This is a genomic window from Nocardia asteroides (assembly GCF_900637185.1).
GTDB lineage: Bacteria > Actinomycetota > Actinomycetes > Mycobacteriales > Mycobacteriaceae > Nocardia > Nocardia asteroides.
The window spans coordinates 5,234,226-5,256,822 of the sequence record NZ_LR134352.1 but is presented as its reverse complement, the minus strand read 5'-3'; the positions used below and the strand labels follow the sequence as shown (position 1 = coordinate 5,256,822).

The window sequence follows — 22,597 nt, the reverse complement described above, 5'->3', positions numbered from 1 at the left end:
CAGGAACGTGGAGAGAATTCTGTGGGTGCTGGGGTGTCTGGTCTTCTTCCTGGTGTGCCTGTGGCTGATGTACCGGGCCTGGCAGAAGAAGGCCGCGCGCCAGGCGGGGCGGATCGGCGAACTGCCGACGGTGCCCGCCGAACTGGGCGCTCAACTGCTGGAACCGACCACCGGCCTCTACCTGGGCAGCACCCTCGCGCCCAGCTGGCAGGACCGGATCGCGGTCGGTGACCTGGGGTTCCGGGCGACCGCGGAATTGACGCGGTTCGAACGCGGAATCCTGCTCGAACGCGACGGGACGACGCCGATCTGGATTCCGCAGGAATCCGTGTCGGCCGTGCGTACCGAACGCGGACACGCGGGCAAAGTGATGACAGAGAATGGTGTGCTGGTCATTCGCTGGACGCTGCCGACCGGAACCGAGATCGACACCGGATTCCGGGGCGACGACAAGACGGTGTACCCGGCGTGGACAGCGGACGCGACCAGGGCGACGACGGGAGACGACGAATGAGCAAAGTGAAGGCAGCCCTGGTGCTGGAGGACGGCCGCGTGTTCCGCGGTACCGCCTTCGGCGCCGAGGGCCAGACCCTGGGCGAGGCGGTGTTCTGCACCGCGATGACCGGGTACCAGGAGACCCTCACCGACCCCAGCTACGCCCGTCAGATCGTGGTGGCCACCGCCCCGCAGATCGGCAACACGGGCTGGAACGACGAGGACGACGAGTCCGGCAAGATCTGGGTCTCCGGCTACGCCGTGCGCGACCCCTCGCCGATCTCCTCCAACTGGCGCGCCACCGGCACGCTGCAGGATCAGCTGGACAAGCAGGACGTGGTCGGGATCGCCGGCATCGACACCCGCGCGGTGGTGCGTCACCTGCGCACCCGGGGGTCGATGAAGGCCGGCATCTTCTCCGGCGCCGCGCTCGCCGGTGACGACGAGCTGCTGGCCCGGGTCAACGGCCAGCCCTCCATGCTCGGCGCGGATCTGGCCGAAGAGGTCAGCACCGACGGCATGTACACCATCGAGCCGGTCGGCGACCACCGCTTCACCGTCGTCGCGGTCGACCTCGGCATCAAGACCAACACCCCGCGCATGTTCGCCGAGCGCGGCGTGCGCACCCACGTGGTGCCGTCGAACACCTCCCTCGACGACATCCTGGCGCTGAACCCGAACGGCGTGTTCCTCTCGAACGGCCCCGGCGACCCGGCCACCCAGACCGGCGCGATCGCGCTGACCCAGGGTGTGCTCGAGCGCGGAATCCCGCTGTTCGGCATCTGCTTCGGCAACCAGATCCTGGGCCGGGCGCTGGGCCGCGACACCTACAAGATGAAGTTCGGCCACCGCGGCATCAACATCCCGGTGGTCGAAGCGGGCACCGGCCGCATCTCCATCACCGCGCAGAACCACGGCTTCGCCCTCGAGGGTGAGAAGGGCGAGTTGTTCGACACCCCCTTCGGCAAGGCCGAGGTCTCCCACATCTGCGCCAACGACGGCACCGTCGAGGGCGTGCGGCTGATCGACGGCCGCGCCTTCTCGGTGCAGTACCACCCCGAGGCCGCCGCAGGCCCGCACGACGCCGCATACCTGTTCGACCGTTTCGCCGGTCTCATGGAAGGAGCCTGATGCCTCGCCGCGAGGATCTGAAGCACATCCTGGTGATCGGTTCCGGACCGATCGTCATCGGCCAGGCGTGCGAGTTCGACTATTCCGGTACCCAGGCGTGCCGGGTGCTGCGGTCCGAGGGACTGCGCGTGTCGCTGGTGAACTCCAACCCGGCGACCATCATGACCGACCCCGAGTTCGCCGACTCCACCTACGTGGAGCCGATCACCCCGGAGTTCGTCGAGAAGGTCATCGAGAAGGAGCGTCCCGACGCCATTCTCGCGACCCTCGGCGGGCAGACCGCGCTGAACACCGCGGTCGCGCTGCACGAGCGCGGGGTGCTGGAGAAGTACAACGTCGAGCTGATCGGCGCCGACTTCGACGCCATCCAGCGCGGTGAGGACCGGCAGAAGTTCAAGGACATCGTCGCCAAGGTCGGCGGCGAGAGCGCTCGCTCCAAGGTCTGTTTCACCATGGCCGAGGTCCGCGAGACGGTCGAAGAACTCGGCTTCCCGGTCGTCGTGCGCCCGTCGTTCACCATGGGCGGCCTCGGCTCGGGCATGGCCTACAACCACGAGGACCTCGACCGCATCGCCGGCGGCGGCCTGGCCGCCTCGCCCACCGCGAACGTCCTGATCGAGGAGTCCATCCTCGGCTGGAAGGAATACGAGCTCGAGCTCATGCGCGACGGCCGCGACAACGTGGTCATCGTCTGCTCCATCGAGAACGTCGACCCGATGGGCGTGCACACCGGCGACTCGATGACCGTGGCCCCGGCCATGACCCTCACCGACCGCGAGTACCAGAAGATGCGCGACCTGGGCATCGCCATCCTGCGCGAGGTCGGCGTCGACACCGGTGGCTGCAACATCCAGTTCGCGGTCGACCCGAAGGACGGTCGCCTGATCGTCATCGAGATGAACCCGCGCGTGTCGCGCTCCTCGGCGCTGGCGTCCAAGGCCACCGGCTTCCCGATCGCCAAGATCGCCGCCAAGCTGGCCATCGGCTACACCCTCGACGAGATCGTCAACGACATCACCAAGGAAACCCCGGCCTGCTTCGAGCCGACGCTCGACTACGTCGTGGTGAAGGCGCCGCGGTTCGCCTTCGAGAAGTTCCCCGGCGCCGACGGCACCCTCACCACCACCATGAAGTCCGTGGGTGAGGCCATGTCGCTGGGCCGCAACTTCACCGAGGCCCTCGGCAAGGTGCTGCGCTCGCTCGAGACCAAGGCCGCCAGCTTCTGGACCGCCGAGGACGGCAAGTGGGCCCCGGCCGACGCGAACGACCCGGCGTCGGTGCGCGAGGCGATCGAGGCCATCCTCGCCGACCTGCGCGTGCCGATCGAAGGCCGCATCTACCAGGTCGAGCGGGCGCTGCGCTTCGGCGCGAGCATCGAGGAGACGGCCGCCGCCTCCGGCATCGACCCCTGGTTCGTCGCCGAGGTCGCCGGTCTGGTCGCGCTGCGCCAGGAGATCCTCGACGCGCCGGTCCTCGACGAGGACCTGCTGCGCCAGGCCAAGCACTACGGCCTGTCCGACCGCCAGCTCGCGGCCCTGCGCCCCGAACTCGCCGGCGAGGCCGGGGTCCGCGCGCTGCGCCACCGCCTCGGCGTGCGGCCGGTCTACAAGACCGTCGACACCTGTGCCGCCGAGTTCGAGGCCAAGACGCCGTACCACTACAGCTCCTACGAGCTGGACCCCGGCGCCGAGTCCGAGGTCGCGCCGCAGACCGAACGCGACAAGGTGATCATCCTGGGCTCGGGCCCCAACCGCATCGGTCAGGGCATCGAGTTCGACTACTCGTGTGTGCACGCCGCGCAGACGCTGTCGGCCGCGGGCTACGAGACCGTCATGGTCAACTGCAACCCCGAGACCGTGTCGACCGACTACGACACCGCCGATCGCCTCTACTTCGAGCCGCTCACCTTCGAGGACGTCCTCGAGGTGTACCACGCGGAATCGGAGTCGGGCACCGTCGCGGGCGTGATCGTGCAGCTCGGCGGCCAGACCCCGCTGAGCCTGGCGCAGCGGCTCACCGACGCCGGCGTGCCGGTGGTCGGCACCTCCGCGGCCGCCATCGACCTGGCCGAGGACCGTGGCGAGTTCGGTGACGTGCTGGTCGCGGCCGGCCTGCCCGCGCCCAAGTACGGCACCGCCACCACCGTCGAGCAGGCGAAGAAGATCGCCGCCGAGATCGGCTACCCGGTGCTGGTCCGCCCGTCCTACGTGCTGGGCGGGCGCGGCATGGAGATCGTCTACGACGAGACCTCGCTCGAGGGCTACATCTCCCGCGCGACCGAGCTCAACCCGGACCACCCGGTGCTGGTCGACCGCTTCCTGGAAGACGCCATCGAGATCGACGTCGACGCGCTGTGCGACGGCGAGGAGGTCTTCCTCGGCGGCGTCATGGAACACATCGAGGAAGCAGGCATCCACTCCGGTGACTCCGCCTGCGCGCTGCCCCCGATCACCCTGGGCCGCAGCGACATCGAGGCCGTGCGCCGCTCCACCATCGCACTGGCCAAGGGCATCGGCGTGAAGGGCCTGCTCAACGTGCAGTACGCCCTCAAGGACGACGTGCTCTACGTGCTCGAGGCCAACCCGCGCGCCAGCCGCACGGTCCCGTTCGTCTCCAAGGCGACCGCGGTGCCGCTGGCCAAGGCCTGCGCCCGGGTGATGCTCGGTGCCTCCATCGCCGACCTGCGCAAGGAAGGCATGCTGCCGCCCGAGGGCGACGGCGGCCACGTCCCGCTGGACGCGCCGGTCGCGGTGAAGGAAGCCGTGCTGCCCTTCCACCGGTTCCGTCGCGCCGACGGCTCCGGTATCGACTCGCTGCTCTCGCCGGAGATGAAGTCCACCGGTGAGGTCATGGGCATCGACGCCGACTTCGGCACCGCCTTCGCCAAGAGCCAGGCCGCCGCCTACGGTTCGCTGCCCACCGAGGGTACGGTGTTCGTCTCGGTCGCCAACCGCGACAAGCGCGCCATGGTGTTCCCGATCAAGCGCCTGCACGACCTGGGCTTCCGCATCCTCGCCACCGAGGGCACCGCGGAAACCCTGCGCCGCAACGGCATCCCGTGCGAGCAGGTCCGCAAGCACTCCGACCCGGAGGCCACCGATCCGGCCACCGGCATGCCGGAGGCCTCGATCGTCGAGCAGATCCGCGACGGCGAGATCGACATCGTGTTCAACACCCCCTACGGCAACTCGGGCCCCCGCGTGGACGGCTACGAGATCCGCACCGCCGCGGTGGGCGCGAACATCCCGTGCATCACCACGGTGCAGGGCGCGGCCGCGGCCGTGCAGGGCATCGAAGCCGGCATCAACGGCGGCATCGGGGTGCGGTCCCTGCAGGAACTGCACTCGGTGCTGCGGGGCTGACATGCACAGTTTCGGTCATCGGTTGCGGCACGCGATGCGGCAGTTCGGGCCGCTGTGCGTCGGCATCGACCCCCACCCCGGGCTGCTCCGGGCGTGGGGGCTGTCCGAGGACGTCGACGGGCTAGAGGCGTTCGCCGAGATCTGCGTCGAGGCCTTCGACGGCCGGGTCGCCCTGGTCAAGCCGCAGGTCGCGTTCTTCGAGACCTATGGTTCGGGCGGCCTCGCGGTGCTCGAGCGCACCATCGAGGTGCTGCGCGCCTCGGGCACCCTGGTGCTGGCCGACGCCAAGCGCGGCGACATCGGCTCCACCATGGACGCCTACGCGCACGCCTGGCTCGGTGACGGCCCGCTGGGCTCGGACGCGGTGACGGTCTCGCCGTACCTCGGTTTCGGGTCCCTGGACCCGGCGCTGAGCCTGGCGCAGGCCAATCATCGCGGTGTGTTCGTCCTCGCGGCGACATCGAATCCCGAAGGGGCGCAACTGCAGCGGATCACCGCGGCGGACGGCCGCACGATCGCCCAGACGATGGTCGACGAGGCGGCGGCGCGCAACGCGGGCCACGGCTTCGGCTCGGTCGGCGTGGTCGTCGGCGCGACGCTCACCGAGGCGCCGGACCTGTCGAACCTCAACGGGCCCATCCTGATGCCCGGTGTCGGCGCGCAGGGCGGGGGAGCGGACTCCATCCGCGCCCTGGTCCCCGCGGCGAACCTGGCTGCCGTGGTGCCCAACGTGTCGCGCGAGGTGCTCAACGCGGGCCCGTCGGTGACGGCGCTGTGCGACAAGACGGCTCAGCTGCAGGAGGAGTTCGCTTTCCTGCAGGGCTGAGGACATCGCGACGGGGCCGGGCCCGGTGTGACACCGGCCCGGCCCCCTTTCCCTCGGTGCCGTCACGCGCACTGTACCGGCCACCGGCATGGCCGCCGGGCTGGTCCCCAGAACAACCGCACAGGCACGAAAAAGCTTCTGTCGCATGGTTGTTCGGCGCTGGGTGGATGAAACGCCGTCAGCGCGGGTGTGCGGCCGCGGCGGGGGCGCGGCCACGCCACCAGCCCACCGTGCCGACCCCGAGCGGCACCAGCAGCGTGACGAAACCCGACAGCGGCATGTACACCAGCCCGGCGACGGTCGTCACCGCGAGGGCGGCCAGAACCGTTCCCGGCACGAAACCACGCAGACGTTCCAGCTCGATCATGGCCAGACCGAGCCCGATGCCGACCACCCCGAACAGGGTGAACCAGAACGACAGCTCGGTGTCCTGATCGCCGGCCGCGAGCACCACCAGGCCCATGATCGTGTGAACCGCCGCGATGACCACCAGCGCCGCGCCGGCCAGCGGGAACCTAGTTTTTGAATGCATATTCATAAACTGTGCCACTAGGCTGGGCCGGTGGCAAGACCCCGGCTCTTCACCGACGACCAGGTGCTCGACGCGGCCCGCGAGCTGCTGGCGGATCCGGCGATCACCCGGCCCGCCATCTCCGCGATCGGCACGGCCGCGGGCGTGCACACGGGGTCGATCTATGTGCGTTTCGCCTCACGTGACGAACTGCTCGCCCGGCTGTGGCTGCGCTCCATCCGGCGCTTCCACGAGGGCCTGCTCGCCGCGCTCGCCGGGCCGTCGCCGCTGCTGGCCGCGGCCACCTACCTCCCGCGCTACTGCCGCGAGCACCCGACCGAGGCCAGGGCGATGAAGATGTTCCATCGCGACGAACTGCGCACGGTCGGCCCCGAGGCACTGCGGCACGAGATCGCCACCGTCAACGACGCCATGAACGCCGCCCTGCTGGCCGCTGTGGTCACCGAATTCGGCACCGCCGACGCGCGGACCACCGCCGTTGCCGAGGCCGCGGTGAAGGCGATTCCGTACGGCCTGGTGCGTGACTACATCGCGCGCGCGGCGCCGATTCCGGAGTGGATCGACGAGGTCGTCGCCACCGCCACCGGCGCGGTTCTGGACCGTTTCCGTTCCCGATCTTGACGACACGCTGTGCGAAATCGTGCGACACGCGGGGATTTTCCGGAAACCCGCTGGTCGCGCGCCACCGGGTTTGCGGGACCTGTGACCGCCCCGGGCGCAACCGAATGGCTAACCTCGCCAATTTCGGTATAACCGCAGGTGGGAATGCTTTTTCTGAATTCGGCGGTACGATCGGGACGAGAGAATCACCGGTCACCGCATCGGGCCCGCGCGCGCCATACGTCATCCGTAATCCGGCCCTGACCTGGGGGTCGGGTTCGCAATCGGCGCGCACCGTGGGTACGGTCGCACAGACCGTCCGGGTAACCGGCGGTAGATCTAGCAATGAACGATGAGACGGAGGAACCCGTGGCCCTTCCCCAGCTGACTGACGAGCAGCGCGCCGCTGCTTTGGAGAAGGCGGCTGCCGCTCGCCGCGCTCGGGCAGAGCTCAAGGAGCGCCTGAAGCGTGGTGGCACCAACCTGAAGCAGGTCCTCACCGATGCCGAGTCCGACGAGATTCTCGGCAAGATGAAGGTGTCGGCGCTGCTCGAGGCTCTGCCGAAGGTGGGCAAGGTCAAGGCTGCCGAGATCATGACCGAGCTGGAGATCGCCCCCACCCGGCGTCTCCGTGGCCTGGGCGACCGTCAGCGCAAGGCGCTGCTGGCTCGCTTCGACTTCGACTCCTGATTCAGGTGGTCGAACACACGCGGAAGGGTCGACTGGTTGTACTGGTCGGCCCCTCGGCCGTGGGTAAGTCCACGGTCGTGCGGTGCGTGCGGGAACGCCTGCCCGAGCTGGTCTTCAGTGTGTCGGCGACGACCCGGGCCCCGCGGCCCGGGGAGGTCGACGGCCGTGACTACCGCTTCGTGTCCCGAGCCGAGTTCGACGCCATGATCGCGGCGGACGAGCTGCTCGAATGGGCAGACATCCACGGGGGGCTGCAGCGTTCGGGCACCCCCGCGGCCCCGGTGCGGGAAGCACTGGCGGCCGGACATCACGTTCTGCTCGAGGTCGATCTGGCCGGCGCGCGGTCGGTCCGGCGCGCGATGCCCGAGGCACTGCTGGTGTTCCTCGCGCCGCCGAGCTGGGACGAACTGGTCTCGCGCCTGCGCTCGCGCGGCACCGAGACACCCGAGGTGATCGAGCGCAGGCTCGAGACCGCCCGGGTGGAATTGGCGGCCTGTGACGAGTTCGACACGGTGATCGTGAACGCCGAGGTGACGACGGCCTGCGAGCAGTTGGTATCGTTATTCGTTAGCACAAATTCGAGTTCTTGACCCACTGACCCCGCAGGAGCCTCCCCTAGTGAGCACGGACACCGCAGCACCCGCGTACGACACCCCGATCGGCCTGACCAACCCGCCGATCGACGAACTGCTCGAGCGCACCTCGTCCAAGTACGCCCTGGTGATCTACGCGGCCAAGCGGGCGCGCCAGATCAACGACTACTACAACCAGCTCGGCGACGGCATCCTCGAGTACGTCGGCCCGCTGGTCGAGCCCGGCCTGCAGGAGAAGCCGCTGTCGGTCGCCATGCGTGAAATCCACTCCGACCTGCTCGAGCACACCGAGGGCGAGTGACAATCTCTTTTCCGGAGGCGTAGAGACCATGCGGATCGTCGTCGGGGTCGGCGGGGGCATCGCCGCCTACAAGGCGTGTGCCCTCGTTCGCCGGTTCACCGAGACCGGCCATCAGGTGCGGGTGATTCCCACCGAGTCGGCCCTGCAGTTCGTCGGTAAGGCGACCTTCGAGGCGCTGTCGGGCCAGCCGGTGCACACCGGTGTGTTCGCCGACGTGCCCGAGGTGCCGCATGTCCGGATCGGCCAGGAGGCCGATCTGGTCGTCATCGCCCCCGCCACCGCGGATCTGATGGCGCGCGCCGCACAGGGGCGCGCCGACGATCTGCTCACCGCCACCTTGCTGACGGCCCGATGTCCGGTGCTCTTCGCGCCCGCGATGCACACCGAGATGTGGGAGCATCCGGCCACGGTGGCCAATGTCGCGACGCTGCGAGCGCACGGCGCCAATGTCATGGAACCCGCGTCGGGCCGGCTCACCGGCACCGACACCGGTCCGGGCAGGCTGCCCGAGCCGGAGGAGATCTTCGGCCTGGCCTCGCTGCTGCTGGAGCGCCCCGACGCGCTGCCCCGCGACCTCGCCGGTCGCCGCGTGGTGATCACCGCCGGTGGCACGAGGGAGCCACTGGACCCGGTGCGCTTCCTCGGCAACCGCAGCTCGGGCAAGCAGGGCTACGCCCTGGCCCGGGTCGCCGCCCAGCGCGGCGCCCAGGTGACCCTGATCGCGGGCAACACCATCGAACTCGCGCCGCCGGCGGCCGTGGAACTGGTGCACATCACCACCGCCGACCAGCTCAAGACCGCGGTCGACAAGCACGCGCTCGGCGCCGACGCGGTCATCATGGCCGCGGCGGTGGCCGATTTCCGTCCGACCCATGTGGCCGCTGCGAAGATCAAGAAGGGCGTCGACGAGCCCGACGTGATCCCGCTGACCAAGAACGAGGACATCCTCGCCGGACTGGTCGACGCGCGCACCGACGGCAGGTTGGCCGGCACCGCGATCGTCGGCTTCGCCGCCGAGACCGGGGACGAGAACGGTGACGTGCTCACCCACGCCCGCGCGAAGCTGGCCAGGAAGGGCTGCGACCTGCTCGTGGTCAACGCGGTCGGTGAGGGCAAGGCGTTCGAGGTCGACACCAACGACGGCTGGCTGCTCGGCGCCGACGGCACCGAGCAGGCGCTCGACCACGGCTCCAAGGCGCTGCTGGCCAGCCGGGTGCTCGACGCGCTCGTCCCGCTGTTGCGCTGACCGGGGTACGGTCGGACATACTTCGCGAGATCTGTTGCGCTGCAAGGATCGTCGCGCAGTGTACTGCGTACGGATCTTGTCCGTGGGGGAGTTCGCCGGTTCGGTGAACAGTCCGGGACAGTCTGTGTGCACTGCGCCACCTCGTCGGTGGTTTGGAATAGTCTGAGAAGAAGGGTTGTGCGGTAGCGCCGAGAAGTTACCGTCACTGCCCGATACGAGTAACCCGTTGAGGGAGAGGGAATAACTGTGCGTACGACAGGTAGTCGGCTATTCACCAGTGAGTCCGTGACCGAGGGGCATCCGGACAAGATCTGTGACGCGATCAGCGATTCCATCCTCGACGCGCTGCTCGCGGCCGACCCGCGCAGCCGGGTCGCGGTGGAGACCCTGGTGACCACGGGTCAGGTTCATGTCGCGGGCGAGGTCACCACCTCCGCCTACGCCGACATCCCGCGGATCGTCCGCGAGAAGGTCCTCGAGATCGGATACGACTCCTCCGCAAAGGGTTTCGACGGAAACTCCTGCGGTGTGAACATCGCGATCGGCGCCCAGTCGCCCGACATCGCGCAGGGTGTCGACACCTCGCACGAGGCGCGGGTGGGCGGCTCCGACGACGAGATCGAGCGCCAGGGCGCCGGTGACCAGGGCCTGATGTTCGGCTACGCCACCACCGACACCCCCGAGCTGATGCCGCTGCCGATCGCGCTCGCGCACCGGCTCTCGCGCAAGCTCACCGAGGTCCGCAAGTCCGGCGTGCTGCCGTACCTGCGTCCCGACGGCAAGACCCAGGTCACCATCGAATACGACGGTGACAAGCCGGTCCGCCTGGACACCGTGGTCATCTCCACCCAGCACGCGGCCGATATCGACCTGGACAACCTGCTGGCCCCCGACATCCGGTCCAAGGTCGTCGACGCGGTCGTCGGTGACCTGAACCTGCCCACCCTGGACACCTCCGACATCCGCCTGCTGGTCAACCCGACCGGCAAGTTCGTCCTCGGTGGCCCGATGGGCGACGCCGGCCTGACCGGCCGCAAGATCATCGTCGACACCTACGGCGGCATGGCCCGCCACGGTGGTGGCGCGTTCTCCGGCAAGGACCCGTCGAAGGTGGACCGTTCGGCCGCCTACGCCATGCGCTGGGTCGCCAAGAACGTCGTGGCCGCCGAGCTGGCCGAGCGCGTCGAGGTGCAGGTCGCGTACGCGATCGGCAAGTCGGCACCGGTCGGCCTGTTCGTCGAGACCTTCGGCACGGAGAAGGTCGACCCGGCCCGCATCTCCGCCGCCATCTCCGAGGTCTTCGACCTGCGTCCGGGCGCGATCATCCGCGACCTGGACCTGCTGCGCCCGATCTACGCGCCGACCGCGGCCTACGGTCACTTCGGCCGCACCGATGTCGACCTGCCCTGGGAGCACACGGACCGCGCCGACAAGCTGCGCGCGGCCGTCGGCCTGTAAGACCCACCGCCCGCGTGGCAGCGGACGAAACACAGACAGCAGCGGGACACCCGATCGCTCGGGTGCTCCCGCTGCTGTCGCCTGCGCACCTGGACCGCGACTTCGACTACCTGGTGCCGCCGGAACTGGACGAGATCGCCCAGCCGGGGGTTCGGGTCCGGGTGCGCTTCGCCGGCCGGCTCGTCGACGGGTACCTCCTCGAGCGCCTGCCGCGCACCGACCACACCGGCAAGATGATGCCCCTCGAAAAGGTCGTCTCGGCCGAACGCGTCCTCACCCCCGAGGTCCTGCGACTGGCCACCGCCGTCGCCGCCCGTTACGCGGGCACGCGCGCCGACGTCCTGCGCCTGGCCATCCCACCCCGGCACGCCCGCACCGAGACCGGTGGCACGAAGAAGTCCGCCGCGGCCCCGGACCGTCACGTGACCGAGGCGGCGTCTTCCGATGTCGTGCCGGAAGGAAGTGCCGACCGGTCGGAGGCGTCGGCCAGCACTGCCGTGGATGGCTCGCGGCCGGCGCCTGAGGCTGCCGCGGTACCCGTCGGTCCCGACGGCGACAGGACGGCTGGGCCGGTGATCGACCGTGACCGGCGGACGTCCGCCAGCGTGTCCCCGGCGGCTGTCGATGCGGAAATCACCGCTGCTGCAACGGAATCCGCTGCTGATCCGGGGTCTGGCATCGACACGTCGGCCTGGTCCCGATACACCCACGGCGCCGCTTTCGTCACCGCGCTGACCGACGGCCGCGCGCCGCGCGCGGCCTGGCAGGCGCTGCCGGGGGAGGACTGGGCGGCGCGGTTGGCAGAGCTCGCGGCGGCGGTGGTGGCCGGGGGCCGCAGCGCGGTGCTGATGGTGCCGGATCAGCGGGATCTGGATCGGCTGCTCGCCGAATGTCTTCGGCTGGTGGGGGATTCGGCGGTCGGGTTGTCGGCCGGACTCGGGCCCGCGGCGCGGTACCGGCGGTGGCTGTCGGTCCTGCGCGGGCAGGCACGCGTGGTGGTGGGCACCAGGGCCGCGGTGTTCGCCCCCGTCCGTGATCTCGGGTTGATCGCCCTCTGGGACGACGGCGACGACACCTATGCCGAGCCGCGCGCACCGTATCCGCACGCTCGCGAGGTCGCGATGCTGCGCGCGCACGAGAGCGGCGCGGCCTTCGTCGCCGCGGGGTTCGCGCGGACCGCCGAGATCCAGGCGGTGGTCGAATCCGGCTGGGCACGTGACCTTCTCGCCGACCGGCAGGTGCTGCGCGCGGCGATGCCCCGGATCAGCGCGCCCGGCGACACCGACTTCGCGTTGGAGCGCGACGCACTGGCCCGCCAGGTCCGGATGCCCGGGGTGGCGTTCGCCGCGGCCCGCGCCGCCCTGCGTGAAGACGCCGCCGTGCTGGTGCAGGTACCGCGTCGCGGCTACGTGCCCTCGCTGGCCTGTGCGAAGTGCCGTACCCCGGCGCGGTGCAGGCACTGCAACGGCCCACTGGCGCTGCCGCAGTCGAGCACGGGGGAGGCGGCCAGTCCGCAGTGCCGGTGGTGCGGCATCACCGAGGCCGCGTTCCGCTGCCAGGCCTGCGGCGCCCGCGCCCTGCGCGCCATGGTGATCGGGGCGGCCCGCACCGCCGAGGAACTCGGCCGGGCGTTTCCCGGCGTGCCGATCCGCGGGTCCGGCGGCGGCGAGGTCGTCGACAGCGTCGAACCGGGCGCCCAGGTCGTGGTCGCCACCGTCGGCGCGGAACCGCTGGTGCGCGGTGGGTACGGGGTCGCGCTGCTGCTCGACGGGTGGGCCCTGCTCGGGCGCGCCGACCTGCGCGCCACCGAGGACACCTTGCGCCGCTGGATGGGCGCCGCCGCCCTGGTCCGCCCACGCGGCCAGGTGATCGTCATGGCCGAGCCCTCCCTTCCCACTGTGCAGGCCCTGGTCCGCTGGGACCCGGTCAACCACGCCGCCGCCGAACTCGAGGCCAGAGCCGAGGTCGGCTTCCCGCCCGCGGTCCGCCTCGCCGCGATCGACGGCACCTCCGCGTCGATCGCCGAGCTGCTCGACGTGACCCAGCTACCCCCGCACGTCGAGGTTCTCGGCCCGGTACCCCTGCCGCCCACGGCCCGCAAACCCTTCTCCGGCGCCGAGGAACCGGCCGAGGTCGAACGGATGCTGTTGCGCGTGGGCCGCACCGAAGGCGCCCCCCTCGCCCGCGCCCTGACCGCGGCCCGCGCGGTCCGCAGCTCCCACCGCTCCGACGCGCCCCTGCGCATCCAGATCGACCCCGTCGACATCGGCTGATCTGTTAGTCCGCCGGCTCTCGCCAGCGGCCGGTCCGCAGCTCCCACCGGCGACCGCATGGAGCGGCACCGCGGCTCAGGCCCGCCCGTGTCCGTGCGCCGGGGCGCAGGTGCCTGAGACGGCTGTGCTTACCATGTGCAACGGGTGAGTAGAGAGGATCGTGGTGGAGTTCTTCACGGTGCGCGACGGGATGTATGTGGCGAGCGACCTGGCGGTGAGCCGGTGGTCGCCGAATCAGCTGCACGGAGTCGGGGTGTGCGGACTGCTCGCCGTGGAGGCCGAGAAGCACAGTCCCGGAGACGGTTTCATTCCGGCGCGGATCTCGGTGGATCTGTTCCAGCAGGTCACCAGGGACCCGATCGCGCTGGAGAGCACGGTGGTCCGGGCGGGCAACCGGATCAAGGTCGTGGACTCGCGGCTCATGCAGCAGGGGCAGACCCGGGCGCGGGCGACGGTGACATTCCTGGCCGCCACCGACGACCCGCCGGGCACCGTCTGGCAGCCGTCGCGGCAGTTACCGGTGCCCGACCTGCGCAACGACGATCCGCAGGGCGCACCGCCGCTGTTCAAATCCGGCGACGCCGACTGGATCACCGACTTCACCACCGCCCGCGACGCCGAGCGCAAGGTCGCCTGGCAGAACCTGCCCCCGCTGGTGGCGGGGGAGCCGTTCACGCCGTTCCAGCGGGCCGCCGCCACCGGTGACCTCACCAACCTCGTCTGCCACTGGGGTTCGCGGGGCGTCGGCTACATCAACGCCGATATGACGCTCACGCTGTCGCGGCTGCCGGTGGGCCCGGAACTGGGCTTGCAGGCCCTCGGCCACGTGCCGCACGCGGGAGTCGCGGTGAGTACCGCCACCATGTACGACCGGCAGGGCCCGCTCGGTACCTGCGTGATCACCGCGCTCGCCAACGACCGTCGCCGCTCGATCCCCGCGCACCGCGGCGAGCCGGTGCCCGCGACCGCCGACCGCTGACCGCGGTTCGGCGATGATTTCGCGGACCGGCCGTCGTCATCAATAGCGACGACCGCGCGCGGCGAATCGCGCGCCGACCGAGAGGGAGCCATGGCCGACCGCGACACACTCTGGGCGCTGGCACATGCCGAACGGGCCGCACTGGCCGAGGACCTGGCCGGCCTGGACGCCGGCGACTGGGCCACGCCCTCGCTGTGCGGGGACTGGACGGTCGAGGATGTCGTCGCCCACCTCACCGCCGCGGCCAGTACCGGCAGGCTGCGCTGGATCGCCAGCGTCCTCGGCGCCCGTTTCGACTTCGACCGGCACAACGCGCGACGCCTGGCCGAGCATCGCGGCGCCACCCCGGCCGAGACCCTCGATCGCTTCCGGGCCGTCGTCACCAGCACCACCGGCGCGTCCGGCCACACGGCGGCGTGGCTGGGCGAAGTGGTGGTGCACAGCCAGGACATCCGTCGCCCACTCGGCCTGACCGCCACGCCCTCGCCCGCGGCGGCCACCGCCGTCGCCGAGTTCTACGCGAGCCGTGACTTCGCCGTCGCGAGCAAGACCATGATCGAGGGCCTGCGCGTCCAGGCCACCGACGGCACCTTCGCCGCCGGTGCGGGCCCGGTGGTGAGCGGGCCGACGATCGCCCTCGTCATGGTGATGGCGGGCAGGCCCACGTTCTGCGACGACCTCACCGGCCCCGGCCTCACCACTTTGCGGACCCGCCTCGGATCCTGAATCCGGCAACGGCGCTCAGCGGAACAGCGCGCTGTTGGCCGTGGCCCACTCCGCGTACGCGGTCGCCGGGCGCCCGAGCACCGTCGCGATGTCGCCGGAGACCTCCTGTTCCGCCGCCGTGGGTGTGCCGAGGATGGTCAACGTGTGGTCGGCGACCGCCTCCGGCATGAACCGCAGCAGATTCGCCTTCGCCTGCGCGGGCGTGAGCTCGACGAAGCTGATCGGCTCGCCGACCGCGGCGGCCAGCGCGGCCGCCTGCTCCCGCGGTGTCACCAGGGCGGGACCGGTCAGGGTGTAGGCCCGCCCGGCGTGCTCGTCCGTTCGCAGCGCGACCGCGGCGACCGCGGCGATGTCAGCGGGATCGACCGCGGGCAGGCCGACGCCGCCGAACGGCGCGGCGACGGTCCGCGCCGAGCGCACCGACTCGATCCAGGCGTAGGTGTTGGAGAAGAACCCGCCGGGCCGCAACACCGTCCAGGCGAGATCGGAATCCGCCAGCGCCCGCTCGAACTCCAGGGACCGCGCGTAGCCGTCGGAATCGGGCCGGGTCACCGCGCCCTGCGAGGACACGAACACCACCCGGCGAACCCCGGCGGCCGCCGCGGCCTTCAGCAGTCGCTGCGGCTCGGGACCGGTCATCAGCTGCGCGCCGGTGATCAGCAGGAACAGCGCGTCGGCACCCTCGAACGCGGGGGCGAGGCTGTCGATGTCGCCCAGATCGGCGACCACATGCTCCACCTTCGCGGGCAGATCCACCGGTGTGGTGCCCCGGGACACGGCGCGCACCGGCTCGCCCGCCGCGGCGAGCAGGCCGACCAGGTGGCGGCCGATGTTTCCGGTGGCTCCGGTGACGACGATCATGAGAACTCCTTGAGTTAGTTGGCTGACTAACTCACCGTAGCCGCTCGACGCCCCGCTTGTCTATAGTTAGTTGTGTGACTGACTCAGCGACGCGGGTGCCACCGAGGGCGGGGAAGCGGGAACGCCTGGTCGAGGCGGCCGCGCGGGTGTTCTACGAGCAGGGCGTCGAGAAGACGACCATCGCCGACATCGCCGCCGCGGCCGACGTCCCGGTCGGCAATGTGTACTACTACTTCAAGACCAAGGACCAGTTCGTCCAGGCCGTGATCGACACGCACGCGGGCGTGCTGGCCGAGATCGTCGCCCGCCTCGCGGAACTGCCCGGCCCCGCCGAACGGTTGAAGGGCATGGTCCGGGGCTGGGTCGCGGACCGGGAGCTGATGGCGCGCTACGGCTGCCCGTCCGGCTCGCTGGCCGCCGAACTCGACAAGCGCGAGGACGCCTTCGACGGCGAGCCGGCCCGGCTGCTGCGCTTGCTCGTCGACTGGGCGCGCACCCAGTTCACCGAACTGGGCAGGCCCGACGCCGACGAACTCGCCATCGCGTTCGTCGCCGCCTACCAGGGAATCTCGTTGCTCACCAACACCTTCCGCGACCCCGACCTGATGGTGGCCGAGGGCGCGCGGCTGGAGCGCTGGATCGACACCCTCACCGGACCCGCCTGATCAGACGGCCGGCTGCCAACCCGAGCACAGCAGGTCGATGCTGGTGATCCGGTCGTGGTCGACGGTGAGGAACACCCGCTGCTCGGCGATCCTGGCGGCGCCGGGATCGTGCGCGGGCACCATCCGGACGAGCCAGTGCAGGGCCAGCTTGCCGCCGCGGTGCTCGCGCCCGGAATCGACGACGGCGAAGGTGTCGGGTCCGCCGAACCAGCCGCGGAACCGGTCGATCACCGGTTCGGCGCCGGTCGCGTCGAACGGGCCGGGCGGGATGAGGCCACGCAGGCGCACGTCGGGGGACAGGCAGGCGGTCATCGCGGGGAAGTCGCGCCGGGTCAGCGCGGCCAGAAAAGCCTGGTCGACCGGAGAGTCGGTCGTCTGCTGGGGGAGTGTGGAAGTGGTCATAGGGGAAGTGTCGGCCGCCGCGACCGGCACGGCATCGGGTGATCACCCGATCTTCGCGGGCTGATCCTCGTCCGGCAGCAGACCGTGCCGCATCGCGAACACCGCGGCCGAGCCGCGGCTGTGCACCCCGATCTTGGTGTAGATGTGCTCGACATGGCTGCCCGCGGTGCGCGGACTGATGCCGAGGGTCTGCGCGATCGCCCTGGTCGACCGGCCGCGTACCAGCAGGGCCAGCACGTCGAGTTCGCGGGCGGTGAGCCCGGCGACCTGCGCGCGGCGGCGCGGCCTCCGCCCCTCGGCGGCGGCCAGCACCGCGGCCACCGCGTCACCGTCGAGGCGGCCCGCGGTCACCTCCGCGCGCAGGATCCGGGCACGCTCGTCCGGATCGAAGGCCGGCCGGTGGGGGCGGTCCTCGCCGAGCGCGCGCGACAGCTGCGCGGCCGCCAGGATCCGCGCCTGCGGCGGCAGCATCGAGCCCGTGAGCCCGCGCGGATAGCCGGAGCCGTCCATCCGCTCGTACACCATCGAGGCGGGTCCGGCGAGCGCGGCCAGCCGCGGGCTGCGTGCCAGCACCCGTTCGGTGAGGTAGGGGACCATCCGCACCCGCTCGCGTTCGGCCGCGGTCAACGGTCCCGGCTTGTTCCAGATGCCGGTGGACACACCGATGGTGCCGAGCCGGCACACCAGCGCGGCCCGGCGCACCGCCGTCGCCTGCTCGGCGGGCAGTCCGTATTCGCGCGCGGCCGCGGCCGCGAGCTCGGCCACCGCCCGCGAATGACCGAGGAACCAGGTGGCTTTCGCGTCCGCGTAGTCGGCGAACACCGCCAGCACGTCGGTCAGCGCTGCTTCGGGAATCGGCCGGTCCAGCGTGGCGCAGCCGTCGACGACGTGGTGCCAGGCGTCGACCCGGTCGAGGCCGTCGAGCAGCGCGCCATCGTCGCGCACGCACAATGCGACCAGTGCGGGATCGAACTCGGTGCCGCTGCGCGAGCGCAACATCGCCACGGCGGCGGCCACTCCGCCCACCCGCGCGTGCACCTCCGCGTCGTCGGCGATGTGGACCACCCGCATCACCGGCAGGATCGCGTCGCCGCGCAGTCCGGCCGGCACGCCGTGACCGTCCCAGCGTTCGAAGGCCTGCGGGAGCGCGGCCCGCACCGCGACGGGGAGATCGAGGCGCTCGGCGATATCGGCCGCGGTGCGGCAGTGGGTGAGGAAGGAATCCATGGTGTCGCGTACGCCGCCGGCCAGGAACCGGCCGGTCACGGTCAGCCGCCGCAGGGGTGAGCCACCGGTGGCGAGATGGCCGAGCAGGAAACTCATCATCGGCAGGCCGGTCTTGTCGACGTCGTAGCTGTCGGCCCGGATCCGCAGGTCGTCGCCGTACCAGTGCGCCATCTCGGGGGAATCGGCGACGCAACCCACCCAGGCCAGCAGCGAAATGTAGTACACCGCAGCGCGATCGGCGTCGGACAGGCCCACGGCCGCGGCGAGCCGGGTGGCCAGCACGGTCTGGCGCAGGACGTGCTCCTGCGGCTGGCCCAGGCCGAGGTCGGTGGCCAGCGACAGGGAGGCGACCAGCTCGGCGAGCCGCATCGGCCGGGACGGGTCCGTCATGGTGCATTCAGAATACCCCTTGCATTCGATGCATTGCCGATATATCGTCGATAGTGTCAAGAACAACGACAGAGCCTGAGGAGGCTGTTATGCGCAACGCAGAGAATCGAGAATTCGGACACTTCGGCCGCGGTCACGGACCCGGCCACGCGGAATTCGGTCCCGATCGGCGGCAGTTCCGCCGGGGTGGACGGCACGGGCACGGCCCCGATTTCGGACCGGGCTTCGGCCCCGGGTTCGGACCGGGTTTCGGTCCCGGCTTCGGTCGCGGACGCGGCCGCGGCGGCCGGGGCAGGCGCGGTGACGTGCGTGCCGCGGTGCTGCTGCTGCTCGTCGAGCGACCCATGCACGGCTATGAGCTGATCCAGCAGATCCGGGAACGCAGCGACGACGTCTGGCGCCCGAGCCCGGGGTCGATCTACCCCGCGCTGGCCCAGCTCGAGGACGAGGGTCTGGTGCTCATCGAGAAGGTGGCGGGCCGCAAGACCGCCCAGCTCACCGACGAGGGCAAGGCCTACGTCGAGGCGAATCGCGAGGAACTCGGGGACCCGTGGGCCGAGGTCAAACAGGACATCGGCGCCCAGGCGCTGGACCTGCGCGGCCTGGTCGGACAGGTGATGGGCGCGGTCGGGCAGGTCGCCCAGGTCGGCACGCCCGAGCAGGCGGCCAAGGCGGCCGAGGTGCTCGCCGAGACCCGCCGGGCCCTGTACCGCATCCTCGCCGAGGACGACATCGCGCCCGGGGGCGACACCGCCACCGAGAAGTGAGCGCTCGGTCCGGGGGACAGCGGCGAGCGTGCCCTGCCGCGCCACGGCAGGGCACGCTCAGCGCCGAAAATGGGACATCTCGGACCCCCGGGAACTTGGGGCATCTCTACCCCCTCCGTGGGGGTGCGAAACCTGCGCCGACGGTGTATTTCTTTGGGATATGGGACAGCTGCGGCGCAGGTGGGTTTGGGGAATGGCACAACAGCGACGGGCGGGCGCGATCGCGTTGGCCGTCACAGCGATGATCGGGGCCGCGGTGACATCGCCCGCCGCCGCCGAACCTGCCGGCTACCGGCCCGCGGTCGTGCCGAGCGCGACCGGTCCGCGGCAGAGCGACCACCTCGCCGCCGCCCGCTACCTGGACACCCATGCCGACTCGGTTCCGGTGGGAGTCAACAACTTCGGCTGTCGGCCGACCGCCGACCATCCGCGTCCGGTGGTGCTCGTCCACGGTACCGACTCCAGTGCCTACTCCGATTGGGCGGGCATCGGTCCGCAACTGGTGGACGCGGGCATGTGCGTGTTCGCCCTCAACTACGGCGGCGCGCCGGGCGCCGACACCTACGGCACCGAGGACATGCGGGTCAGCTTCGCCCAGCTGGCCGCCTTCGTCGACGACGTGCTCGCCGCGACGGGGGCGGCGAAGGTCGACCTGGTCGGCTTCTCGCAAGGCGCCAACGTGAGCCGCTTCTATGTGAACAAGCTGGGCGGCGCCCCGAAGGTCGGCACCTGGGTCGGGCTCGCCTCGCCCAGCTACGGCGGGGTCATGTACGGCCTCGTCCCGGTGGGGCAGGCGATTCCCGGCATGATGGACGTGTACGCCAAGGTCACCTCGACCGCGGCGGTGCAGCAGGCACAGGGCGAACCGATCATGGTCGAACTCAACGCCGGTGGCGACACCGTGCCGGGCGTCCGCTACGTCACCGTCGGCAGCCGGGTCGACGAGATGATCCAGCCCTTCGAGAACATCGCCCTGCACGGGGCGGGCGCGGAGAACCTCGTCCTGCAGGACCTGTGCGCCGACGATCTGACCGGCCACTTCCACCTGGTGTACGACCCGTTCGTGCAACAGTTGCTGCTGCGGGTGCTCGACCCGGCGCACGCGCCCGCTCCGGTGTGTCAGCCGGTCGCGTTCGGCACCGGCATCCCCCAGGTGATCATCGCGGGCAACTCCTGACGGCCGGGGCGGGCGGAGGCACCCGCGGCGGTCACTAGAATGGGACGACCGCACTTCGTCCAGCCGGGAGCCGCCGCGTGACCATTCAGCCCGTTCGCCTCTTCGGCGATCCGATTCTGCGTTCCCGTGCGGATGCGGTCACCGAGTTCGGGGCCGAGCTCGCTCAGCTCGTCGCCGATCTCACCGAGACCATGCACGACGACGGCGGGGTCGGGATGGCCGCGCCGCAGATCGGTGTCGGGCTGCGGGTGTTCGTCTACGACACCGGCGATGCCGCGGGCCACGTGGTGAACCCGGAATGGTCGGCGATCGGGGAGGACGAGCAGGTCGGGCCGGAAGGCTGCCTGTCGATCCCCGGCGTGCGCTACGACGTGCGCCGGGCGCTGCGCGTGCGGGTCACCGGTGTCGACAGTGCCGGTGCGCCGGTCGACTTCGAGGCCGAGGGACTGCTGGCGCGCTGCGTGCAGCACGAGAGCGACCACCTCGACGGCGTGCTGTTCGTGAGCAAGCTCGAGCCCGACGATCGCAAGGCCGCGATGCGCACCATTCGCGAATCCGACTGGTTCCGTGCGGGTGTCACCGTGCGCGAGTCCAGCGGTGTCGGCGGTGGCCGCTGATGCGCCTCGTCTTCGCCGGCACCCCCGACCCGGCCGTCCCCTCGCTGCGCAGGCTGATCGAGAGCGAACGGCACGAGGTGGTCGCCGTGGTCACCCGGCCCGACGCCGTCGCCGGGCGTGGCCGCAAACTGCTGCGTTCGCCGGTGGGTCAGCTCGCCGACGAGCACGGCATCCCGGTGTTCACCCCGGGCAAGCCGTCGGAGCCGGAGTTCGTCGACGCGCTGACCGAGCTGGCGCCGGACTGCTGCCCGGTCGTCGCCTACGGCGCGCTGCTGCCCCAGCGGGTGCTCGACATCCCCGCGCACGGATGGATCAACCTGCACTTCTCGCTGCTGCCCGCCTGGCGTGGCGCGGCGCCGGTGCAGGCCGCCATCGACGCGGGCGACGACATGACCGGCGCGTCGACCTTCCTCATCGAGGCCGGGCTCGACACCGGCCCGGTCTACGGCGTGATGACCGAGCCGGTCGGCGTCACCGACACCGCCGGTGAGCTGCTCGCGCGGCTCGCCGAGGCGGGCGCGGTGCTGCTGGAGAAGACCATGGACGGCGTGGAAGACGGGACGCTGCAGGCGATTCCGCAGTCCACCGACGGCGTGTCCTACGCGCCCAAGGTCACCGTGGAAGCCGGCCGGATCCGCTTCGACGACACCGCACTGGCCATCCACCGCCGCATCAGGGCCGTCACCCCGGCACCCGGCGCGTGGACCGAGATGAACGGGCTGCGTCTCAAACTCGGCCCGGTGGAGATGGTGGAGGAAACCTTGCCCGAAGGCGAGATCGAGGTGCGCAAGTCCGGCGTCTTCGTCGGCACGTCGACCACGGCGATCCGGCTCGGCCAGGTCCAGCCACCCGGCAAGAAGATGATGAACGCCCTCGACTGGGCCCGCGGTGCCCGCCTGGCTCCCGGCACGGTGATCGGATGAGCGCCTCCGACCGCAGGCGCCGCCGCGAAGCCGACCAGCGCAGCGGCGCGGCCCCGCGTGACGACCGCAAGGTCACCGGCAAGAACGTCGACGGCGGCTGGGCCGCCCGCGCCGCCAAGAGCGGTGGCACCGTCCGCGCCGGCTCCGACCGCGACACAGCCGACCGCCGTCGCACCGACGAGGGTCGCGGCACCGGCGACCGGCGCCGCACCACCGACCGCGGAACCGACGCCACCGGCCGGAACGAGCGCCCACGCGGCGATGACCGTGCCCGCGGCCGGGCACCTGCGGGTGGCTCGCAGCGTGGCGACGGCCGGGACTGGCGTGGCGGCGGCCGGGCACCGGCGGGTGAACAG

At 70.9% G+C, this 22,597-nt stretch carries 22 protein-coding genes; 18 read left to right on the top strand and 4 right to left on the bottom strand.

Annotation, left to right across the window (positions count from 1 at the left end; translation table 11 throughout):
• Positions 1-7 precede the first annotated feature (7 nt).
• The 4 genes from EL493_RS24580 to pyrF are packed head-to-tail and all read left to right on the top strand — an operon-like array spanning position 8 to position 5,814.
• Complete coding sequence (locus EL493_RS24580) at positions 8-514, top strand: PH-like domain-containing protein (RefSeq protein WP_019047820.1); 507 nt, start codon at positions 8-10, stop codon at positions 512-514.
• Complete coding sequence (gene carA / locus EL493_RS24575) at positions 511-1,626, top strand: glutamine-hydrolyzing carbamoyl-phosphate synthase small subunit (protein WP_019047819.1); 1,116 nt, start codon at positions 511-513, stop codon at positions 1,624-1,626. The genes EL493_RS24580 and carA overlap by 4 nt, the downstream gene beginning before the upstream one ends.
• Positions 1,626-4,988 (top strand): carbamoyl-phosphate synthase large subunit, encoded by a 3,363-nt coding sequence (carB, locus tag EL493_RS24570; protein WP_019047818.1) that lies wholly within the window; start codon positions 1,626-1,628, stop codon positions 4,986-4,988. Before carA ends, carB begins: the two co-directional genes overlap by 1 nt.
• Before the next feature lies 1 nt (position 4,989).
• On the top strand, positions 4,990-5,814 hold the full coding sequence (gene pyrF / locus EL493_RS24565; protein WP_022566289.1) for an orotidine-5'-phosphate decarboxylase: 825 nt from the start codon (positions 4,990-4,992) through the stop codon (positions 5,812-5,814).
• A gap of 178 nt (positions 5,815-5,992) precedes the next feature.
• Here pyrF and EL493_RS24560 read toward each other — a convergent pair whose 3' ends face one another.
• Positions 5,993-6,346 (bottom strand): DUF6463 family protein, encoded by a 354-nt coding sequence (locus tag EL493_RS24560; RefSeq protein ID WP_022566290.1) that lies wholly within the window; start codon positions 6,344-6,346, stop codon positions 5,993-5,995.
• Positions 6,347-6,376: 30 nt separating this feature from the next.
• On the opposite strand from EL493_RS24560, the gene EL493_RS24555 reads away from it, so the two are divergent.
• The 9 genes from EL493_RS24555 to EL493_RS24515 all read left to right on the top strand — a co-directional run bounded on the left by EL493_RS24555 (position 6,377) and on the right by EL493_RS24515 (position 15,212).
• The gene (locus EL493_RS24555; protein ID WP_022566291.1) at positions 6,377-6,967 is read left to right on the top strand and encodes a TetR/AcrR family transcriptional regulator; all 591 of its coding nucleotides are present in this window, start codon (positions 6,377-6,379) and stop codon (positions 6,965-6,967) included.
• 348 nt (positions 6,968-7,315) lie between these two features.
• Positions 7,316-7,636 (top strand): integration host factor, actinobacterial type, encoded by a 321-nt coding sequence (gene mihF, locus EL493_RS24550; protein WP_030203531.1) that lies wholly within the window; start codon positions 7,316-7,318, stop codon positions 7,634-7,636.
• A 5-nt stretch (positions 7,637-7,641) separates the two neighbouring features.
• Positions 7,642-8,226 carry a guanylate kinase gene (gmk, locus tag EL493_RS24545; protein ID WP_019047813.1) on the top strand — a complete coding sequence of 195 codons (585 nt, stop codon included), beginning with the start codon at positions 7,642-7,644 and terminating at the stop codon, positions 8,224-8,226.
• A gap of 28 nt (positions 8,227-8,254) precedes the next feature.
• Positions 8,255-8,530, top strand: a complete 276-nt coding sequence (gene rpoZ / locus EL493_RS24540) for a DNA-directed RNA polymerase subunit omega (RefSeq protein WP_019047812.1) — start codon at positions 8,255-8,257, stop codon at positions 8,528-8,530.
• Between the two features lie 28 nt (positions 8,531-8,558).
• Positions 8,559-9,776, top strand: coding sequence for a bifunctional phosphopantothenoylcysteine decarboxylase/phosphopantothenate--cysteine ligase CoaBC (coaBC, locus tag EL493_RS24535; protein ID WP_019047811.1), 1,218 nt, complete (start codon positions 8,559-8,561; stop codon positions 9,774-9,776).
• A gap of 246 nt (positions 9,777-10,022) precedes the next feature.
• Positions 10,023-11,234, top strand: a complete 1,212-nt coding sequence (gene metK, locus EL493_RS24530; protein ID WP_030203533.1) for a methionine adenosyltransferase — start codon at positions 10,023-10,025, stop codon at positions 11,232-11,234.
• A gap of 62 nt (positions 11,235-11,296) precedes the next feature.
• On the top strand, positions 11,297-13,507 hold the full coding sequence (locus tag EL493_RS33295; RefSeq protein ID WP_019047809.1) for a primosomal protein N': 2,211 nt from the start codon (positions 11,297-11,299) through the stop codon (positions 13,505-13,507).
• A gap of 163 nt (positions 13,508-13,670) precedes the next feature.
• Positions 13,671-14,486, top strand: coding sequence for an acyl-CoA thioesterase domain-containing protein (locus EL493_RS24520; protein WP_019047808.1), 816 nt, complete (start codon positions 13,671-13,673; stop codon positions 14,484-14,486).
• A gap of 90 nt (positions 14,487-14,576) precedes the next feature.
• Positions 14,577-15,212, top strand: coding sequence for a maleylpyruvate isomerase family mycothiol-dependent enzyme (locus tag EL493_RS24515; protein ID WP_019047807.1), 636 nt, complete (start codon positions 14,577-14,579; stop codon positions 15,210-15,212).
• Positions 15,213-15,227: 15 nt separating this feature from the next.
• On the opposite strand, the gene EL493_RS24510 is transcribed toward EL493_RS24515, so the two are convergent.
• Positions 15,228-16,073 carry an SDR family oxidoreductase gene (locus tag EL493_RS24510; protein WP_019047806.1) on the bottom strand — a complete coding sequence of 282 codons (846 nt, stop codon included), beginning with the start codon at positions 16,071-16,073 and terminating at the stop codon, positions 15,228-15,230.
• 74 nt (positions 16,074-16,147) lie between these two features.
• On the opposite strand from EL493_RS24510, the gene EL493_RS24505 reads away from it, so the two are divergent.
• Positions 16,148-16,738, top strand: coding sequence for a TetR/AcrR family transcriptional regulator (locus EL493_RS24505; protein ID WP_030203536.1), 591 nt, complete (start codon positions 16,148-16,150; stop codon positions 16,736-16,738).
• Here the strand turns inward: EL493_RS24505 and EL493_RS24500 are convergent, their stop codons facing one another.
• On the bottom strand, positions 16,739-17,140 hold the full coding sequence (locus EL493_RS24500) for a nuclear transport factor 2 family protein (protein WP_019047804.1): 402 nt from the start codon (positions 17,138-17,140) through the stop codon (positions 16,739-16,741).
• A gap of 42 nt (positions 17,141-17,182) precedes the next feature.
• Positions 17,183-18,757 carry an HD domain-containing phosphohydrolase gene (locus EL493_RS24495; protein WP_019047803.1) on the bottom strand — a complete coding sequence of 525 codons (1,575 nt, stop codon included), beginning with the start codon at positions 18,755-18,757 and terminating at the stop codon, positions 17,183-17,185.
• An 89-nt stretch (positions 18,758-18,846) separates the two neighbouring features.
• Here EL493_RS24495 and EL493_RS24490 point away from each other — a divergent pair, with 89 nt between their 5' ends.
• From EL493_RS24490 to fmt, 4 genes are all read left to right on the top strand, one after another.
• The gene (locus EL493_RS24490; protein WP_019047802.1) at positions 18,847-19,524 is read left to right on the top strand and encodes a PadR family transcriptional regulator; all 678 of its coding nucleotides are present in this window, start codon (positions 18,847-18,849) and stop codon (positions 19,522-19,524) included.
• Between the two features lie 193 nt (positions 19,525-19,717).
• Positions 19,718-20,701: an esterase/lipase family protein gene (locus EL493_RS24485; protein WP_022566293.1), complete on the top strand. Its 984-nt coding sequence runs from the start codon at positions 19,718-19,720 to the stop codon at positions 20,699-20,701.
• A 77-nt stretch (positions 20,702-20,778) separates the two neighbouring features.
• Positions 20,779-21,318 (top strand): peptide deformylase, encoded by a 540-nt coding sequence (def, locus tag EL493_RS24480; protein WP_019047800.1) that lies wholly within the window; start codon positions 20,779-20,781, stop codon positions 21,316-21,318.
• A complete protein-coding gene (gene fmt, locus EL493_RS24475) occupies positions 21,318-22,241 on the top strand; it encodes a methionyl-tRNA formyltransferase (protein ID WP_019047799.1) in 924 nt (307 codons plus the stop codon). Before def ends, fmt begins: the two co-directional genes overlap by 1 nt.
• The last annotated feature ends 356 nt before the right edge of the window (positions 22,242-22,597 follow it).

Coding starts and splice junctions, on each gene's coding strand:
- carA (WP_019047819.1), top strand. CDS start 511: ATGAGCAAAGTGAAGGCAGCCCTGGTGCTGGAGGACGGCCGCGTGTTC.
- carB (WP_019047818.1), top strand. CDS start 1,626: ATGCCTCGCCGCGAGGATCTGAAGCACATCCTGGTGATCGGTTCCGGA.
- pyrF (WP_022566289.1), top strand. CDS start 4,990: ATGCACAGTTTCGGTCATCGGTTGCGGCACGCGATGCGGCAGTTCGGG.
- EL493_RS24560 (WP_022566290.1), bottom strand. CDS start 6,346: ATGCATTCAAAAACTAGGTTCCCGCTGGCCGGCGCGGCGCTGGTGGTC.
- coaBC (WP_019047811.1), top strand. CDS start 8,559: ATGCGGATCGTCGTCGGGGTCGGCGGGGGCATCGCCGCCTACAAGGCG.
- EL493_RS24515 (WP_019047807.1), top strand. CDS start 14,577: ATGGCCGACCGCGACACACTCTGGGCGCTGGCACATGCCGAACGGGCC.
- EL493_RS24510 (WP_019047806.1), bottom strand. CDS start 16,073: ATGATCGTCGTCACCGGAGCCACCGGAAACATCGGCCGCCACCTGGTC.
- EL493_RS24500 (WP_019047804.1), bottom strand. CDS start 17,140: ATGACCACTTCCACACTCCCCCAGCAGACGACCGACTCTCCGGTCGAC.
- EL493_RS24495 (WP_019047803.1), bottom strand. CDS start 18,757: ATGACGGACCCGTCCCGGCCGATGCGGCTCGCCGAGCTGGTCGCCTCC.
- EL493_RS24490 (WP_019047802.1), top strand. CDS start 18,847: ATGCGCAACGCAGAGAATCGAGAATTCGGACACTTCGGCCGCGGTCAC.
- EL493_RS24485 (WP_022566293.1), top strand. CDS start 19,718: ATGGCACAACAGCGACGGGCGGGCGCGATCGCGTTGGCCGTCACAGCG.
- fmt (WP_019047799.1), top strand. CDS start 21,318: ATGCGCCTCGTCTTCGCCGGCACCCCCGACCCGGCCGTCCCCTCGCTG.